Consider the following 13,004-nt stretch of genomic DNA (forward strand, 5'->3'; position numbering starts at 1 on the left):
CCCGAGGGCACCCACCCTACGAACCGGCGTGGCCGGATGTCGTCCCTCGGCCGAGGGACGACATCCCGCAGAGGGGTGGGGGCAGGCACGCCGCGCGGACCGTGGCAGACCCGGATGTACGCGTCGGGTCGGGCCCGGCGAGGTGAGTCGTACGATCCTCGGCATGCCTGATGCCGCGGCGCGGTTCGCGCAGCTCGCCAACGAGTACGAGCCCCGGAAGCGGGCAGCGACCGCACTCGTGGAGGTCTGGGACTGGTACACCTGGCCGGGCCTCGATCTGCGCCCGCTGCGCTTCGAGCGGGCCCTGCTCAGGCCCGGGCGTCGGCTGGAGGCCCGCCCCTCGGTGGATGTGGACGTCCTGCGACTCGGGTTCGATGGCCAGGGCCGGGTGTCCGTGGTCGAGGAGTACAGCGGTTTCCTGCACGGCCGCCTGCACCACGAGACGTTCTTCCGGCACGACGATGAGGTTGTCGAGGTGGCGCACTTCGACACGGACGGCCCGATCTACCTGCACGAGTACCGCTTCGAAGACGGGTTGATGCGCTCGGCGGACATGGTCGCGCGCCGCGGCTCGGGGCGGGAATCGTACGCGTACACCGACGGGCGGATCAGCCGCGTCGAGATCGAGCACCGCGGCCGCTCACCTGCCGTACTGGTGGCCGAGCACGACGACCACGGCCTGCTCCGGCTCGTCGAGGTCACGGGCAGGCAGTCGCGGGAGCTCTACGTCCGACCACCGGTGGGCTTCGACCTCGACGCGGCGTGCCGAGCCCTTGAAGACATGGTGGTGACACTGGTTCCGGACGCGGCGGCACGCCTGCCGGTCGACGACCCCATCGCCTGCCTCGCCCTCGGCTATGCCGGGCCGGCGCAGCTGTCGCTCGGAATCAGCGCCGCCACCGCGGCGGAACGGGCCGACCTGCGCACGGTGGACGCCCGCGCAGCCTGGTCGCCGGAGGACTTCGAGACCAGCACCGACATCGACCTCGACGACACCGGGCCGTCGCGGCTGATCCGGCAGGAACTCGCCCTCCTCGACGCCGACGACCCGGACGTCTCGGCCGGATCCGAGATCCTCCGACGACTGTGCTGCTCGGCCGCGGCTCGGTTGAACCTGCGCGACTGGTCGGCGACGCTGCCAGTCACCGACGATTTCGTGGTGTACGCGGTCGACCTCGAACTGGTCGACCTGGACCGGAACCTGACCAGTTGCCTGCCACCGGACCGACTCGCCCTGCTCCGCGAGCGGGGCCTGTGGTAGCGGCTCACCCCGCCCACCGGACTTCTTACCGAACCATGACGTGCCCGGCGACCGTTGACCGTTGACCGCGCGTCGGCCCGTACCGACTGGGGACAGCACATCACCGGAGCCGTTTACGGCTTTGAGGAGATTCCGATGAACCGCAGGAAGAACGGGACCGCACGGGTCCAGACCCGGCCGGTCAGGATCGCGCTGGCCGTGCTGGTGCTGGCGGCCACCGGTGCGCTCACCGCCACCTTCGTCTCCAGTGGCGGCAAGGGCACCGCGGACGCCGCCACCAGCCTGGACCAGTTCGTGCCGATCGAGAACGTGCCGCCGAACGTACGGGACCCGAGGCCGGCCGCCGGTGCGTCGACAGGCCGGTTCACCGTCGACTGCGGCACGAACGGAAACGGCAAGTTCAGCCCGGACAACCCGGTGGCCCAGCCCGGCATCCGCAACGGCGCCGAACACGTCCACGACTTCGTCGGCAACCTGGCCATCACCGCGAACTCCTCGGACGCCGATCTGGACGCCGCTGGCACCACCTGCCGCAACGGCGACAAATCGTCCTACTTCTGGCCCGTGGTACGCATCGACAAGACCGTCCGCAGCGGCAGACAGGTCCAGCAGGCCCTCGCCCAGACCCAGCCGATGGTCGTCTGCCCCTCGGCCGGCAGGAAATTGCGGGCCGTCCCCACCTCGGCCCGCAACACCGTCGACCGTCTGCTGGCCGAGTTGGATCGCCAGCAGGCCGCCGCGAACCAGCGGATGACCGCCAGCCGGGGCCGGATCGACGCCGCGTTCAACCGGGAGGTCATCGACGCGCTGCGGGCCCGCCGGGCCGTACTGCTCAAGGAGATCAGCACCACGATCACCGCTGGCGGTGGCAACCAGCCCGGCCTGGTCTCGCTTGTCGACTGTGACGTCAGCTACGACGACATGCACGCCCGGATGCCGGACAGCGCCCACCGGGCGAGCGCCAACGCCGCCCGGGCCGCGAATCCGCGGATTCAGTGCCCGGCCGTACGGGACCGGCTGCCTGGCGTACCCAATCGGGCTCTCGCCGAGGTGAACCGCAACCTCGACGAACTCGACCGGCAGCTCTCCGAGGCCAACGAGCGCCTCGTCAGCAGCCGTGGCCAGGGCGGCCCGGCCTTCGTCGACAACGCCATCCTCGGGCCGCTACGCGCCAAGCGGGCCGCCGCGCTCGACCGGATCGCCATCGCGATCGGGCGGCAGGCCACCCGCCCGGCGGGTCTCGACGCGCTCGCCGCCTGCAGGCTGGACCAGGCCCCCACCACCCCGGCGGCACCGAGCAGCGCGCCCAGCGCACCCGCGGCGCTGCCCGATCCGCAGGGGCCCAACTTCGAACTGCCCGGCAACACCGGCGGCATCGTCCGCCCGGCGCAGGTGTTGATCGAGTACCGCGGCAACCCGGTCAGCAAGGTGGTGCCGATGCCGAAGTTCCTCCGGGCTCTCACCGGCGACGCCAAGCCCACCAGCCGCGGTCCGGCCAACGCCCGTGCCACCTGGACCTGCTCCGGCTTCACCGACCGGCTCTCCGACAAGTACCCGATCTGCCCCACGGGCAGCCAGGTGCAGCGCGTCCATGACTTCCCCGGCTGCTGGGACGGTAGGAACATCGACAGCGACAACCACCGCAACCACGTCGCGTTCGCCGACAAGGCCACCGGCGCGTGCCCGCAGGGCTTCCAGGCGATCCCACAACTGCGGGTCACCGTGGCCTACGACATCGCCCGCAGCGTGCAGGTCAAAGGCCAGTACGCCCTCGACTCCTTCCCCGAGGAGAACCACAACCCGTTCTCCGACCACAACGACTTCGTCAACGTCAACTCCGCCCAGGCCATGCAGCGAATCGCCACCTGCATCAACAAGGGCAAGAACTGCTCCTGACGCCCCGGGAAGTCTCCGCACGAGAGGTGCGGCACCCGCCGGTCCGAAAACGGCCTGCTGCCCAACCTCGTGGTGAACGCCAAGATGCCCGTTGCCGGTCGTTCCGGTGACGGGCATCTTGGCGGCAGGTGCTGAAATCCATCGCCCTCGCACCATCCGGGGTACGGCTGGCACGGATGGTGAGCTCCCCGCTGCACGGCGGACCAGTCGGGGCGGAAAACAACCATCCCGATCGCTACACTCGCCGCATCGCCGGCACCGCCCGTAGACCTCGACCTGCGCCAATTCCCGACGAATGGAGACGCCTGTGACCCTCGACAAGGCGGCACCCCCCGGCATCGACCCCAACATTCCCAGCGTGGCCCGGGTCTATGACTTCTTCCTGGGCGGCAAGGACAACTTCGAGGTCGACCGCAAGGTCGCCGAGCACGCCCTGCGGATAACGCCGGACGGGCCGGCAGCCGGCCAGGCGAACCGTGCCTTCCTGCGTCGAGTGATTCGCTTTCTGGTCGCCGAGGCGGGCATCGACCAGTTCCTCGACATCGGATCGGGGCTGCCCACCCAGGGCAACGTGCACGAGGTCGCCACCGAGCAGAACCCGAAGGCTCAGGTGGTGTATGTGGACAATGATCCGATCGTCCTGACCCATGGCCGGGCCCTGCTCGCCGCGGAGGGCACCGCGACGGTGATCCAGGCGGACGCTCGCGCACCGCAGGAGATCCTCAACCATCCGGACGTGCGTCGGTTCCTCGATTTTGACCGGCCGATCGGGCTGTTGCTGTTCGCGATCCTGCACCACCTCGGTGACGACGAGGATCCGCGAGCGGTGGCGGCAGCGTTGATCGACGCGCTGCCCTCCGGCAGCTACGTGGCGATCTCGCACTTCCGCGACCCGGGCGACCGAGACCCCGAGGGCTCCCGCAAGGCCCGCGAGGTCGAGCGGGTCTTCAACGAGTCGCTGGGCACCGGCCGCTGGCGTACCGACGAGGAGATCCTCTCGTTCGCCGATGGACTGACGGTCCTGGAACCGGGACTGGTGCCGCTGGCCGAGTGGCGTCCAGATCCGGGTACGCCCGCTCCGCAGCAGACCGACACCTATCACACATTCGTCGGGCTCCTGGCCCGCAAACCGTAGGCTCCATTCCGGTTGATCCGTCGGCGAGAGCACGCTCCGCCGACGGACACACCGCCCCAGGCGAAACACGCACCGCCCGTCTCCCGTACGCGGTGCCGCCAGACGCCTCCCGGCTGCTGCCGATCAGCCGCCCCCTGCGTAGTCAGCTGCGCCAACCGGCCGCGGAAGCAACATGACGTCCGCCGCCGGCCTGCTTGCTATCCACCACTCGTCCACCGCTCGGAAACGCGACAGCCGACCAACGCGAAGCCGCGGGCCAGATAGTTGGTCAGCGCGTGAGGATGGTCCCAACTCGTGGTGTGAAGCCAGACTCGCCGGGTGCGCCCGCCAAGCTCTGCGCCGCTCTGCGGCCCCGGCAACGTCCATGCCGCCTGCGTCAGTAGCGACAGGGCGTAGCCACCATAGCCATGCCCTATGCACTCCGGCTTGAGGCCGAAGGTGTCCAGTTCCACCTCCCGCCCTGGATGCCACCGCAGACAGCCCCAACCGACCAGCTCGGCGTTCACCCGAATCCACAAGTGAGGACTGCGTGACATGGTCCGAGTTGATGGTCGCCCAGCTCGGTAAACGTTCCCAAACCACGAAAGGTGCCATCAGTGCCCGACGGTCGTGACAGCGACATCATCACCAGGATCGGGCAGATCCTCATGTCGATTCTGCCGGACAAGGCGGCGGCAATCACCGTTGACGGTGAAGCCGACGTCAACTACGCCCACGCGGGCCTCGAGCTCCGGAGCCCCGACGGTAAGGCGTTCCACTTCGGCGGGGAGGACAATCCCGACGAGGCCGTCGACGAGATCGCCGGCCTGATTATCGACCTGCGGGAGTTGACGATCGAAGACGACAACGAGCCGTGGTACGGGTTTTCCATGACCGCACAGCGTGACGGCACCTTCGCGGTCGACTTCTCGTACGAGCCTCCCACCGACTGATACTCACCGTGAACGCAGAGGTACCTCCGCTACTCAGTCACGCGCCGCTGACAACAGCGACGCACCACGCCCCAGTGCCGTCAGAGGTATTGTCACCGGCATGTCGCTACCTGATCTGGTGCCGATCGCCCGCGAAGCGGGTTACCGCACCGACAGGGTGGGGCGGTACGCCGAGGGTCAGTTCTACGCGGGGATACACGGCGCCCATCGCGACGACGACCACGCGTCGGATCCGGACCGGGAACGGATCCGCTGGTACGCCTACCTGCACCTGTTCGACGCCGAGGGCCGCCACCGCCGGTCTGACATCTCGCTCGTGGCCACAGCTCCGTACCTGCGAGGTGAGCTTGGCGACCAGGCCGAGGCCCACGTGGAGGGCCTGCTCGATCAGCTACCAGATCGACGGTACGGCGACATCGCCATCCAGTTGTTTCGCGTGGTCCAGGACGGTGTCACGTTCGGTCTGATCGACGAGTCCGACGCTGAGCGGGGCGACCGGGTCGAGTTGTACCCAGACCGCCTCGGGTTCACCGAACCGTGGGACGGGCTCTACAGCACCTGATCCCCGAGCACGGCCGGCGGCGTGAGTCGGGCAGCGCACTCCAGGGGCGATTCGCCGTTCACGCGGCGATCGCTGGCGCTCTCGCCGTCCTGGGCCTGGCGGCCCTCATCTACTCCTGGAAGCACCGGCGGCCCGGCAAGGCCGACCACGGAATCCAGACGAAGGCGGAGTGACCGCACGTCAGTGACGTCGCGGGCCACCCGGCTGCTCCCCACCTGCTCCCCCAGTACCGGCACCGTACGGAGCCTCACCGCCAGCCAGGCAGCTGCTCCACGCAGGACCGGTCGAGGAGCCGACGACCCGCTCGATGCGGCCTGAGTGGATATCGGCTGACGAGACCAGTTGTCGTGGCCCATGCTGTGGGCGTGATCGTCATCCAGCGGGTACGTGTGCGATGGAGTGCGGCCGGGCGCGGCGCCCCACAGGCCAACGCCCGTCGGGGACTCAACCGTCCGGTGACACTTCCTGCGCCGCTGCCAGCGGGCGATGTGGTGGTCCACGACGTCCTGGCCGATGAGGCCGCCAGCTACTCGCTCCGCAGCGACGTACTGGCCGGTGGCGTGAGCATCGCCCGCGACCTGACCCTGTGGCTCGCCTTCGAGGGCTCGGTGGTCACCGTCGAGCGTCTGCCCGGCAGCGCGGCGTTTCCCCGGACGGGAGTGTCGACCCGCCTGTTCACCCTCGCCCACGGGCAGGTCGGCCGGTACCGGGCCAATTTCCGGCACACCGGATGCGAGTGCGACCCGAGCTGGTACTACGAGGACTGGATGGTCCACGTCAGCAACGGCAGTGCCGCAGGCGACCGGTTTCTGCGCGGCGATCCGGACTACGTTGTCGACAACCGTGTCCACCTCTATGGCGGCCTCGCGCGGCGAGTTGGCCGCTAACGAGATGGTCATGAGCGCGCAGGACGTGGTGGGCGTGATCGAGTCGAACCCGGGAGCAATACGAGTCCTTCGGGCTACGGCCGACCTCGGATTACCGGACTGGTGGATCGGTGCCGGCTTCGTACGCAACCGCGTCTGGGACGCGATCAGCGGTCTCCCGGTCGCACCGGCGCGCGACGTGGATGTCGCCTACTTCGACCCGGACAGACTGGACCCCCGCGAGGACGTACGCGCCGAAGCCCGAGCGAAAGTGGCCCTGCCTGAGGTGCCGTGGGAGATCCGTAATCAGGCACGGATGCATCTGCGCAACGGCGACGAGCCCTACACGTCGACCCTGGACGCGATATCGCGCTGGCCCGAGACGGCGACGTGCGTCGCGGTGACCCTGCGGGGCAACTCTGTTCGCCTGGTGTCCTGCCACGGTCTGACTGACCTTGTGGGAATGGTTGTCCGCCCGACTCCAGCGATGGACAACGCCGCGGGCCGCGCGAAGGTGCGGTACCGCGTGGAGACCAAGGGATGGCTCCATCGTTGGGCCGGCCTGCGGCTGGAGATCTAGCGCAACTGATCATCGGCCCCTCGTCTCGGAGCCGGCAACTGATCTCCATGCCGTCCTCCACCGGGAAGGACGAAATCCACCCGACCTACGCGTGCACCTGCGCCCACTCGCTGACTCTCTCAGCCACTCCGATCCTGGTGCCGTCTTCAAGGCGCTGATCGGCCACGCCCAGCACGACCACACCTTCGCCGTAGCGTTCCGCACCCGGTTTCTCGACGAGCAGCGCCAACGCGACCGCCCATATCTCTATCCGCAGTGGATGGCAGTCGAGGCCGTGACCGGGATCGAACCGGCGTGTGCGGTTTTGCAGACCGCCCCCTCACCACTCGGGCACACGACCAGGCACAAGCACCCGCGGAGGGAATCGAACCCCCGACACCCAGCTCCGGAAGCTGGTGCTCTGTCCCCTGAGCTACGCGGGCATACGTGGGAGTGGAGAGATTCGAACCGAGGCGTGCGGGCGGAGGGGACCTGCTGCCCCAATCATTGGTCCATGACCAACTCTGCCGGACCGCGAGTCTGCGGCGGCTGCTCTCGACAGTTCGTCGCTACCACGAGACACCGACTGTGCGGCGGGTGTCAGTACCGGAGGCGGCCGGCCAAGGCTCCGTGCGCGTGCGGGCTGCCCAAGTCACTGAGGGCCAAACAGCGCCGCTCCTGTACGCGCTGTTGACCGCTTGATCTCGGTGCGCGTCCCTGGACTTGAACCAGGCGTGCCGTAAGGCGCCCGCTTTACAGGCGGGGGAGCGACCAGCCGCTCACGACGCGCTTGGGGTGACTGGCGGGACTCGAACCCGCGACAACCCGGACCACAACCGGGCGCTCTACCGCTGAGCTACAGCCACATCTACGGCCCGAAGGCCAGTGCCCGTACCTGGACTCGAACCAGGGCGACCCGCTGTGTGGGAGCGGTGCTCTGCCGCTGAGCTATACGGGCTCGGCTCCCCTGCCTGGACTCGAACCAGATCAACCGGTTAACAGCCGGCCGCTCTGCCGTTGAGCTACAGGGGAATGGCAGCGCGGACGGGACTCGAACCCGCACATGTCCCGGGTGAAAGCCGGGCGACTCTTCCAATTCGTCCACCGCGCCAGGTGGGTTACGTGCCCCGAGCTGGTGTCGAACCAGCGACCCCCGGTCTGTCGAACCGGCGCTCTCCCGCTGAGCTATCAGGGCGTGAATAGGGGGCCGGTCGCGGAGTGTGTGCCGCGCTTACGCCTGGCACTTGCTGTGCCCGGCCCGACCCGAATCGACGGGGACGTGGTGGCGGGGGCGGGATTCGAACCCGCGATCTCCGGCCTATGAGGCCGGCGAGGACGCCCGAACTCCTCTACCCCGCAGTGGGCCGCCGGGGACTCGAACCCCGAACCTACGTATTAAAAGTACGCAGCTCTACGCCATTGAGCTAGCGGCCCGAATTAGACGTCCCCCGGGCAGGACTCGAACCTGCGACGACCCGGTTTAGGAAACCAGCGCTCCATCCTCTGAGCTACCGGGGGATTTGGTACGCCGCCAGGGACTCGAACCCTGCACTTACTGATTAAGAGTCAGCAGCTCTACCCCATGAGCTAGCGGCGCGTGGCGGAAGGTAAAGGAGTTGAACCCTCGGGCTTTCACCCGGTGCCGGTTTTCGAGACCGGTTGCGGACCTGTTCCGCACTACCCTCCACGAGTCGGGCTGACAGGATTCGAACCTGCGTCCTCGCGGTCCCGAACCGTGCGCTCCACCAAACTGAGCGGCAACCCGTTGAATCGGGATAGCCGGATTCGAACCGACGACTTCCGGTCCCCCAGACCGGAGCGCTACCTGACTGCGCCATATCCCGAAAGAGCCCCCGACTGGAATCGAACCAGCGACACCGAGATCCGTAATCTCGTGCTCTATCCACTGAGCTACGGGGGCATTGTGTTGCGAGCGAGGGAAGCCGGCCGATACGCCGGGTTCTGTCCCACCCCGGAGGGTGGGGGCGACCATCCATCTCGGCCTGCCGTCGCCGGCAGGCTCTAGTAGTGCTTTGTTAGGTCGTTGTGGCGTGTCGCTTGCATGGGTGTTGTGGCGGTGTTTGGCTGCGGTGCGTGGATGAGCGGGAACTCGTTCGGTTGCGGGCGCGGTTGGAGGACTTCGCGGCGGGGATCTTCGCGGGGTTGCGGCGCTCGGATCCGCGGGCGACTGGTCTGCGGTATCTGCGTGGGCTGATGCTGGACGGCCGGCGTAAGTCGATGCAGCCGATGGCGCAGCGGCTCGGGGTCGATCACCAGCACTTGCAGCAGTTCTTGACGTCCTCGACCTGGGATGTCGCCGGTGTGCGGTGGCGGCTGGCGACGGCCGCGGTTGATCTGGTGACGCCTCAGGTGTGGGTGGTCGACGCTTCGGCCGTCAGTCCGAGGTCCGGATCTGCTCCAGGTAGGTCAGAGGTTCCCGGAGGTACTCCATGAGCTCCCGCAGCGCGTCCTTCTCCGCCGTGGTGATCACGACGTCCTCCTCCGACAAGGCGCCGACGAGGTCCGTGATCGCGTGGTCCCAGGCGCCGGCGCCTCTGGCCATCAGGACCATCGACCGGTACTTCGGGCTGATCTTGGGTGCGACCTGGTCGATGATCCGGGGGCTGAGCCGGACGTAATCGTTGACTTCCATGGGTCTCCCGTGGGTGCGGTGGTTAGGCCTGCGGGTTGGTTCTGACGCCCTCGCCGCTGAGCGGGAGGCCGCCGGAGATGCTGCCGTCCTTGCCCAGGGTAACGACGCATCGTAGCCAAGATCAGCCACTACGCCCCCGACAAGCCATCACCAGCCTTGAAACGGATCTCCTGCTGGAGTACTAGCGGCCAACCCGCACGCATCAGGCGGGCCGCCCGCGTGCTGTTCGGCGATTCGAACTCCCGGCGGGTTTCCCCGCTCCGCGCTAGCAACGCGGCGCCATCGACCAGACTCGGCCAACCCTTCATGCGCGCTGACGACGGGACTCGAACCCGCGGCCTTCCGGCTGACAACCGGGTGCTCTTGCCACTGAGCTACGTCAGCATGGTCCCGGCCGGCGGCCGGGGAGTGGAGTCGGACGGAATCGAACCGACGGCCTTCGCGGTGCGAATGCGACGCTCTACCAACTGAGCTACGACCCCATGGTGTTGCTGCGTACCCGGAGCGCGACTCGAACGCGCACTGTCCTGGTCCTGAACCAGGTGCCTCCTGCCGTTGGGCTACCCGGGCATGTGGTGCTGAGTGCCGACGCCCGGTGTCGAGCCGGGTGCCTTCCGGTTATGAGCCGGACGCTCTGCCGTTGAGCTACGTCGGCGAGAAGAGCCAGCGACGGGGAACCAAGGCCGTTGCTCCATCGGCTTGAACTCATTGATAGGGCCGGTGACAGGAATCGAACCCGCGTCCGCCGCATTACAAATGCGGTGCTCCGCCAACGTGAGCTACACCGGCCTGGTGCCCTCGACAGGACTCGAACCTGCACTGTCGGCCGCCTCATGGCCGCGTCTCCTGCCAGTTGGACTACGAGGGCTTGCGCTCCCAGGCCAGGATTCGAACCCAGCTCTCCGCATCCAGAGTGCGGCGTCTTACCGAATAGACGACCCGGGAATGGTGGCCGGCGACCGGTGGCTGGTCCTGAGAACAGCCGTTCGCCCCGTCGGCCAGCACGGGACCGGCGCGCCGGCCGAGGATGCGGCCGGTGGTGCTTGGAGCGGTTGACCCGGATCGAACGGGCGACCTCGACGTTGGCAACGTCGCGCTCTACCAACTGAGCTACAACCGCGTGGAGCCGTCGGCCGGAGTCGAACCGGCGACCTGCTCCCTACCATGGAGCTGCTCTACCGACTGAGCTACGACGGCATAGTGTGCTGAGTACCCCGAGCGGGATTCGAACCCGCACTGTGCGCGGTTTGAATGCGCCGCCTCCTACCATTTGGGCTACCGGGGCAGGCCTCCGCAGGGCTGCGGCATCGGCCCTTTGATCATCCAGTGAGCGGCAGTCGAGTTCGGATCCGTGACCCCCACGGCGACTCTCTCCGCTGGTCGACTGCGAGCTCCGGGAGCAGGAATCGAACCTGCGTCTGTACCGGGATCCAAAGTCCCGTCGCCCCTGCCAGCAGAGCATCCCGGAACGGTTGAGCGGCCGGCGGGCACCGACCCCGCTTCTTCGGTTTGGAAGACCGACGTGTCCGCCGAGTTCACCACGACCGCATGGCATTTTCTTGCGTAGGCCGTACGGGGCTCGAACCCGTAACCTCCTGGCTGAGAACCAGGTGAGCTGCCACCTTGCTCCAACGGCCCATCGAGCTACTCCCGTGCACCACCGGTTACGTCCGGAGGGCACGAATGCGTGGAGAAGAAGGGATTCGAACCCTCGACCTCCGGTCTGCCGAACCGGCGCTCTCCCAGCTGAGCTACAACCCCATGTGTCCGGGACCGGGGTGTCGAACCCCGTGTCTCTCGCTCCCAAAGCGAGCGGGTCAGCCGTCTCCCTCGTCCCGGAGGTAGTGCCCCCGGCCGGCCCAGGCAGGCGCCGGCCGGGGTCTTGCAAATGCCATCCACTGTGGAGTTGAGAATTTGCTACGTCGCCGGCCGCAGCCGTGACGAAAAGCAGGGGCGGCAGGACTCGAACCTGCAACCTTCGGTTTTGGAGGCCGGTGCTCTACCAGTTGAGCTACGCCCCTGTGACGTTGTTCCGGTAACGAAAAAGCCGCCCTATCCCGGTCGGGGTGGGCGGCTTCGCAGCTTGCGTTGGCGCTATTCGCGCCGCCACCCCGGCTTCCAATTTTGCTCACTCGCGCACAGATCGTGGGCTCGCCCGATCGAGGGCAGCACGACACCGCCGCGCGGCATGAGCCGCGTGGTTTCGGTGGAGGCGTACTGCATCACGGGGAACTCCTTGGTGTGGTCGGGACTGCCTTGCTCATTCAAGGTAGGCGCTGTGCCGATCGGATGGCAATGGATATTCCGAGTCGGCCTCCACCGCCGTCGATCACCGGCAGGTGAACCGCTGACCCGTTCAGTCGGCAAGGTCGACGTGATCAGCAGCGTTGTCGAAGACCACATCGCAGGTCGTGTGCGGCAGGTACTTCGCCCGATAGGCAAGCTCCGAGCGTTCCCACACGTCCCACCGGGCAGAGTCATAGATTCCCCGCCGCAGGTCCCGCTGTTTGGCCCTCTCCCGGGCCGCCTCCATCGGCGCATCGACCCAGATCCGAAGGTCGTAGTAGCGCCACAGCTCACCCAGGTACGCGGACACGCCCTCCACGATCAGGTACCGCACCGCCGGGACCCGTACCTGCCTACCCGGGCCGCCCTCGATCCCCGTCAGCGTCCGATACTCCGTCAGCTCCCCGCGCCAAGCCGGTTCCAACACTCGACGGACGAACTCCGCGCGATCGAAGTCGCTCTTGTCCTCGTCGCTGACCACGCCCTCGATGAGGAACTCATCCAGGTGCACCAGATGGGTACTGCCCAGCGCGCCGGCGAGCCGTCGAGCGAACACCGTCTTACCGGCTCCCCCGAATCCCTCCACCCCCACCAGCGTCGGCCGACCCACCGACGCAATATTGCTGGCCAGGGCCACGATCGCCGTCAGGTCCAGCCGCGCTGCGGCGCCCGCACCGCGCTCCGCCCGATCCGAAGCAGGCACCTCAGCCGTCACCACGACCACCCCTTTCGGACGACAGTGGCCTACCCGCGAGAGACAAACCACATCGAATCATCCCAAGGCTTGGAGACGGGCACGCCACGCTCAGCGGGCGCGGGCAAGGCGTCTCGTACGGATCAACGCGGAGAGGTTG

11 protein-coding genes, 31 tRNA genes and 2 pseudogenes are annotated in these 13,004 nt (G+C 67.6%); 10 read left to right on the forward strand and 34 right to left on the reverse strand.

From position 1 onward, the window contains the following. The first annotated feature begins 163 nt into the window (after nucleotides 1-163). The 3 genes from AB0C25_RS26605 to AB0C25_RS26615 all read left to right on the forward strand — a co-directional run bounded on the left by AB0C25_RS26605 (nucleotide 164) and on the right by AB0C25_RS26615 (nucleotide 4,292). Complete coding sequence (locus tag AB0C25_RS26605) at nucleotides 164-1,261, forward strand: hypothetical protein (protein ID WP_357376948.1); 1,098 nt, start codon at nucleotides 164-166, stop codon at nucleotides 1,259-1,261. Nucleotides 1,262-1,396: 135 nt separating this feature from the next. Further along, the gene (locus tag AB0C25_RS26610) at nucleotides 1,397-3,157 is read left to right on the forward strand and encodes a DUF1996 domain-containing protein (RefSeq protein ID WP_357376949.1); all 1,761 of its coding nucleotides are present in this window, start codon (nucleotides 1,397-1,399) and stop codon (nucleotides 3,155-3,157) included. Nucleotides 3,158-3,464: 307 nt separating this feature from the next. Next, complete coding sequence (locus AB0C25_RS26615) at nucleotides 3,465-4,292, forward strand: SAM-dependent methyltransferase (protein WP_357376950.1); 828 nt, start codon at nucleotides 3,465-3,467, stop codon at nucleotides 4,290-4,292. Between the two features lie 197 nt (nucleotides 4,293-4,489). Here the strand turns inward: AB0C25_RS26615 and AB0C25_RS26620 are convergent, their stop codons facing one another. Then, entirely contained in the window at nucleotides 4,490-4,828 is a 339-nt protein-coding gene (locus tag AB0C25_RS26620; protein WP_357376951.1) for a GNAT family N-acetyltransferase, read from the reverse strand. Between the two features lie 60 nt (nucleotides 4,829-4,888). Between AB0C25_RS26620 and AB0C25_RS26625 the strand changes: the two genes are divergently transcribed. The 6 genes and pseudogenes from AB0C25_RS26625 to AB0C25_RS26650 all read left to right on the forward strand — a co-directional run. Next, nucleotides 4,889-5,224, forward strand: a complete 336-nt coding sequence (locus AB0C25_RS26625; RefSeq protein ID WP_357376952.1) for an immunity protein YezG family protein — start codon at nucleotides 4,889-4,891, stop codon at nucleotides 5,222-5,224. Between the two features lie 100 nt (nucleotides 5,225-5,324). Next, a complete protein-coding gene (locus AB0C25_RS26630; protein WP_357376953.1) occupies nucleotides 5,325-5,786 on the forward strand; it encodes a hypothetical protein in 462 nt (153 codons plus the stop codon). Beyond that, nucleotides 5,762-5,959: a hypothetical protein gene (locus AB0C25_RS26635; protein ID WP_357376954.1), complete on the forward strand. Its 198-nt coding sequence runs from the start codon at nucleotides 5,762-5,764 to the stop codon at nucleotides 5,957-5,959. Before AB0C25_RS26630 ends, AB0C25_RS26635 begins: the two co-directional genes overlap by 25 nt. A gap of 192 nt (nucleotides 5,960-6,151) precedes the next feature. Beyond that, nucleotides 6,152-6,673 carry a hypothetical protein gene (locus AB0C25_RS26640; protein ID WP_357376955.1) on the forward strand — a complete coding sequence of 174 codons (522 nt, stop codon included), beginning with the start codon at nucleotides 6,152-6,154 and terminating at the stop codon, nucleotides 6,671-6,673. Between the two features lie 10 nt (nucleotides 6,674-6,683). Beyond that, complete coding sequence (locus AB0C25_RS26645) at nucleotides 6,684-7,232, forward strand: nucleotidyltransferase family protein (RefSeq protein ID WP_357376956.1); 549 nt, start codon at nucleotides 6,684-6,686, stop codon at nucleotides 7,230-7,232. 91 nt (nucleotides 7,233-7,323) lie between these two features. Beyond that, nucleotides 7,324-7,410, forward strand: a pseudogene (locus AB0C25_RS26650) (hypothetical protein); the annotation flags it as partial. Nucleotides 7,411-7,501: 91 nt separating this feature from the next. On the opposite strand, the gene AB0C25_RS26655 reads toward AB0C25_RS26650, so the two are convergent. The 16 genes from AB0C25_RS26655 to AB0C25_RS26730 all read right to left on the reverse strand — a co-directional run bounded on the left by AB0C25_RS26655 (nucleotide 7,502) and on the right by AB0C25_RS26730 (nucleotide 9,132). Further along, nucleotides 7,502-7,572, reverse strand: a tRNA-Cys gene (locus AB0C25_RS26655). Nucleotides 7,573-7,581: 9 nt separating this feature from the next. Next, nucleotides 7,582-7,654 (reverse strand) — tRNA-Arg (locus AB0C25_RS26660). Nucleotides 7,655-7,919: 265 nt separating this feature from the next. Further along, nucleotides 7,920-8,001 (reverse strand) — tRNA-Tyr (locus tag AB0C25_RS26665). A gap of 1 nt (nucleotide 8,002) precedes the next feature. After that, nucleotides 8,003-8,077: transfer RNA gene (locus tag AB0C25_RS26670), tRNA-His, on the reverse strand. Between the two features lie 20 nt (nucleotides 8,078-8,097). Beyond that, nucleotides 8,098-8,169, reverse strand: a tRNA-Val gene (locus tag AB0C25_RS26675). A 4-nt stretch (nucleotides 8,170-8,173) separates the two neighbouring features. Then, nucleotides 8,174-8,243 (reverse strand) — tRNA-Asn (locus AB0C25_RS26680). A gap of 1 nt (nucleotide 8,244) precedes the next feature. Continuing rightward, a tRNA-Glu gene (locus AB0C25_RS26685) sits at nucleotides 8,245-8,322 on the reverse strand. A gap of 12 nt (nucleotides 8,323-8,334) precedes the next feature. Next, nucleotides 8,335-8,406, reverse strand: a tRNA-Val gene (locus tag AB0C25_RS26690). An 85-nt stretch (nucleotides 8,407-8,491) separates the two neighbouring features. Continuing rightward, nucleotides 8,492-8,570, reverse strand: a tRNA-Met gene (locus AB0C25_RS26695). A gap of 1 nt (nucleotide 8,571) precedes the next feature. After that, a tRNA-Lys gene (locus AB0C25_RS26700) sits at nucleotides 8,572-8,645 on the reverse strand. A 10-nt stretch (nucleotides 8,646-8,655) separates the two neighbouring features. Next, a tRNA-Arg gene (locus AB0C25_RS26705) sits at nucleotides 8,656-8,729 on the reverse strand. Between the two features lie 3 nt (nucleotides 8,730-8,732). Further along, nucleotides 8,733-8,808: transfer RNA gene (locus AB0C25_RS26710), tRNA-Lys, on the reverse strand. 1 nt (nucleotide 8,809) lies between these two features. Beyond that, nucleotides 8,810-8,897: transfer RNA gene (locus AB0C25_RS26715), tRNA-OTHER, on the reverse strand. A gap of 5 nt (nucleotides 8,898-8,902) precedes the next feature. Then, nucleotides 8,903-8,976, reverse strand: a tRNA-Pro gene (locus AB0C25_RS26720). Nucleotides 8,977-8,981: 5 nt separating this feature from the next. After that, nucleotides 8,982-9,055 (reverse strand) — tRNA-Pro (locus AB0C25_RS26725). Nucleotides 9,056-9,059: 4 nt separating this feature from the next. Then, nucleotides 9,060-9,132 (reverse strand) — tRNA-Arg (locus AB0C25_RS26730). 173 nt (nucleotides 9,133-9,305) lie between these two features. On the opposite strand from AB0C25_RS26730, the pseudogene AB0C25_RS26735 reads away from it, so the two are divergent. Beyond that, nucleotides 9,306-9,596, forward strand: a pseudogene (locus AB0C25_RS26735) (transposase); the annotation flags it as partial. Nucleotides 9,597-9,606: 10 nt separating this feature from the next. Here AB0C25_RS26735 and AB0C25_RS26740 read toward each other — a convergent pair. The 17 genes from AB0C25_RS26740 to AB0C25_RS26820 form a co-directional block, all read right to left on the reverse strand. Further along, nucleotides 9,607-9,864 (reverse strand): hypothetical protein, encoded by a 258-nt coding sequence (locus tag AB0C25_RS26740; RefSeq protein ID WP_357240601.1) that lies wholly within the window; start codon nucleotides 9,862-9,864, stop codon nucleotides 9,607-9,609. Between the two features lie 311 nt (nucleotides 9,865-10,175). Beyond that, a tRNA-Asp gene (locus AB0C25_RS26745) sits at nucleotides 10,176-10,248 on the reverse strand. A 25-nt stretch (nucleotides 10,249-10,273) separates the two neighbouring features. Then, a tRNA-Ala gene (locus tag AB0C25_RS26750) sits at nucleotides 10,274-10,346 on the reverse strand. A gap of 14 nt (nucleotides 10,347-10,360) precedes the next feature. Next, nucleotides 10,361-10,434, reverse strand: a tRNA-Leu gene (locus AB0C25_RS26755). Between the two features lie 13 nt (nucleotides 10,435-10,447). Then, nucleotides 10,448-10,519, reverse strand: a tRNA-Met gene (locus AB0C25_RS26760). A gap of 60 nt (nucleotides 10,520-10,579) precedes the next feature. Continuing rightward, nucleotides 10,580-10,653: transfer RNA gene (locus tag AB0C25_RS26765), tRNA-Thr, on the reverse strand. A gap of 1 nt (nucleotide 10,654) precedes the next feature. Beyond that, nucleotides 10,655-10,732: transfer RNA gene (locus AB0C25_RS26770), tRNA-Leu, on the reverse strand. Nucleotides 10,733-10,737: 5 nt separating this feature from the next. Beyond that, a tRNA-Gln gene (locus AB0C25_RS26775) sits at nucleotides 10,738-10,809 on the reverse strand. Between the two features lie 99 nt (nucleotides 10,810-10,908). Next, nucleotides 10,909-10,984 (reverse strand) — tRNA-Gly (locus AB0C25_RS26780). A 1-nt stretch (nucleotide 10,985) separates the two neighbouring features. After that, nucleotides 10,986-11,061 (reverse strand) — tRNA-Thr (locus tag AB0C25_RS26785). 13 nt (nucleotides 11,062-11,074) lie between these two features. Then, nucleotides 11,075-11,149, reverse strand: a tRNA-Leu gene (locus tag AB0C25_RS26790). Nucleotides 11,150-11,255: 106 nt separating this feature from the next. Continuing rightward, nucleotides 11,256-11,332, reverse strand: a tRNA-Gln gene (locus tag AB0C25_RS26795). A gap of 7 nt (nucleotides 11,333-11,339) precedes the next feature. Next, nucleotides 11,340-11,412 (reverse strand) — tRNA-Gly (locus tag AB0C25_RS26800). Between the two features lie 16 nt (nucleotides 11,413-11,428). Continuing rightward, a tRNA-Glu gene (locus AB0C25_RS26805) sits at nucleotides 11,429-11,502 on the reverse strand. 50 nt (nucleotides 11,503-11,552) lie between these two features. Then, nucleotides 11,553-11,625: transfer RNA gene (locus AB0C25_RS26810), tRNA-Ala, on the reverse strand. A 187-nt stretch (nucleotides 11,626-11,812) separates the two neighbouring features. After that, nucleotides 11,813-11,885 (reverse strand) — tRNA-Trp (locus AB0C25_RS26815). A gap of 335 nt (nucleotides 11,886-12,220) precedes the next feature. Beyond that, the gene (locus AB0C25_RS26820; RefSeq protein ID WP_357376957.1) at nucleotides 12,221-12,865 is read right to left on the reverse strand and encodes a hypothetical protein; all 645 of its coding nucleotides are present in this window, start codon (nucleotides 12,863-12,865) and stop codon (nucleotides 12,221-12,223) included. Between the last annotated feature and the right edge of the window lie 139 nt (nucleotides 12,866-13,004).

Origin of the sequence: Micromonospora sp. NPDC048839 (assembly GCF_040649915.1) — a bacterium.
Taxonomy (GTDB): domain Bacteria; phylum Actinomycetota; class Actinomycetes; order Mycobacteriales; family Micromonosporaceae; genus Micromonospora.

Coding starts and splice junctions, on each gene's coding strand:
- AB0C25_RS26605 (WP_357376948.1), top strand. CDS start 164: ATGCCTGATGCCGCGGCGCGGTTCGCGCAGCTCGCCAACGAGTACGAG.
- AB0C25_RS26610 (WP_357376949.1), top strand. CDS start 1,397: ATGAACCGCAGGAAGAACGGGACCGCACGGGTCCAGACCCGGCCGGTC.
- AB0C25_RS26620 (WP_357376951.1), bottom strand. CDS start 4,828: ATGTCACGCAGTCCTCACTTGTGGATTCGGGTGAACGCCGAGCTGGTC.
- AB0C25_RS26630 (WP_357376953.1), top strand. CDS start 5,325: ATGTCGCTACCTGATCTGGTGCCGATCGCCCGCGAAGCGGGTTACCGC.
- AB0C25_RS26645 (WP_357376956.1), top strand. CDS start 6,684: ATGAGCGCGCAGGACGTGGTGGGCGTGATCGAGTCGAACCCGGGAGCA.
- AB0C25_RS26740 (WP_357240601.1), bottom strand. CDS start 9,864: ATGGAAGTCAACGATTACGTCCGGCTCAGCCCCCGGATCATCGACCAG.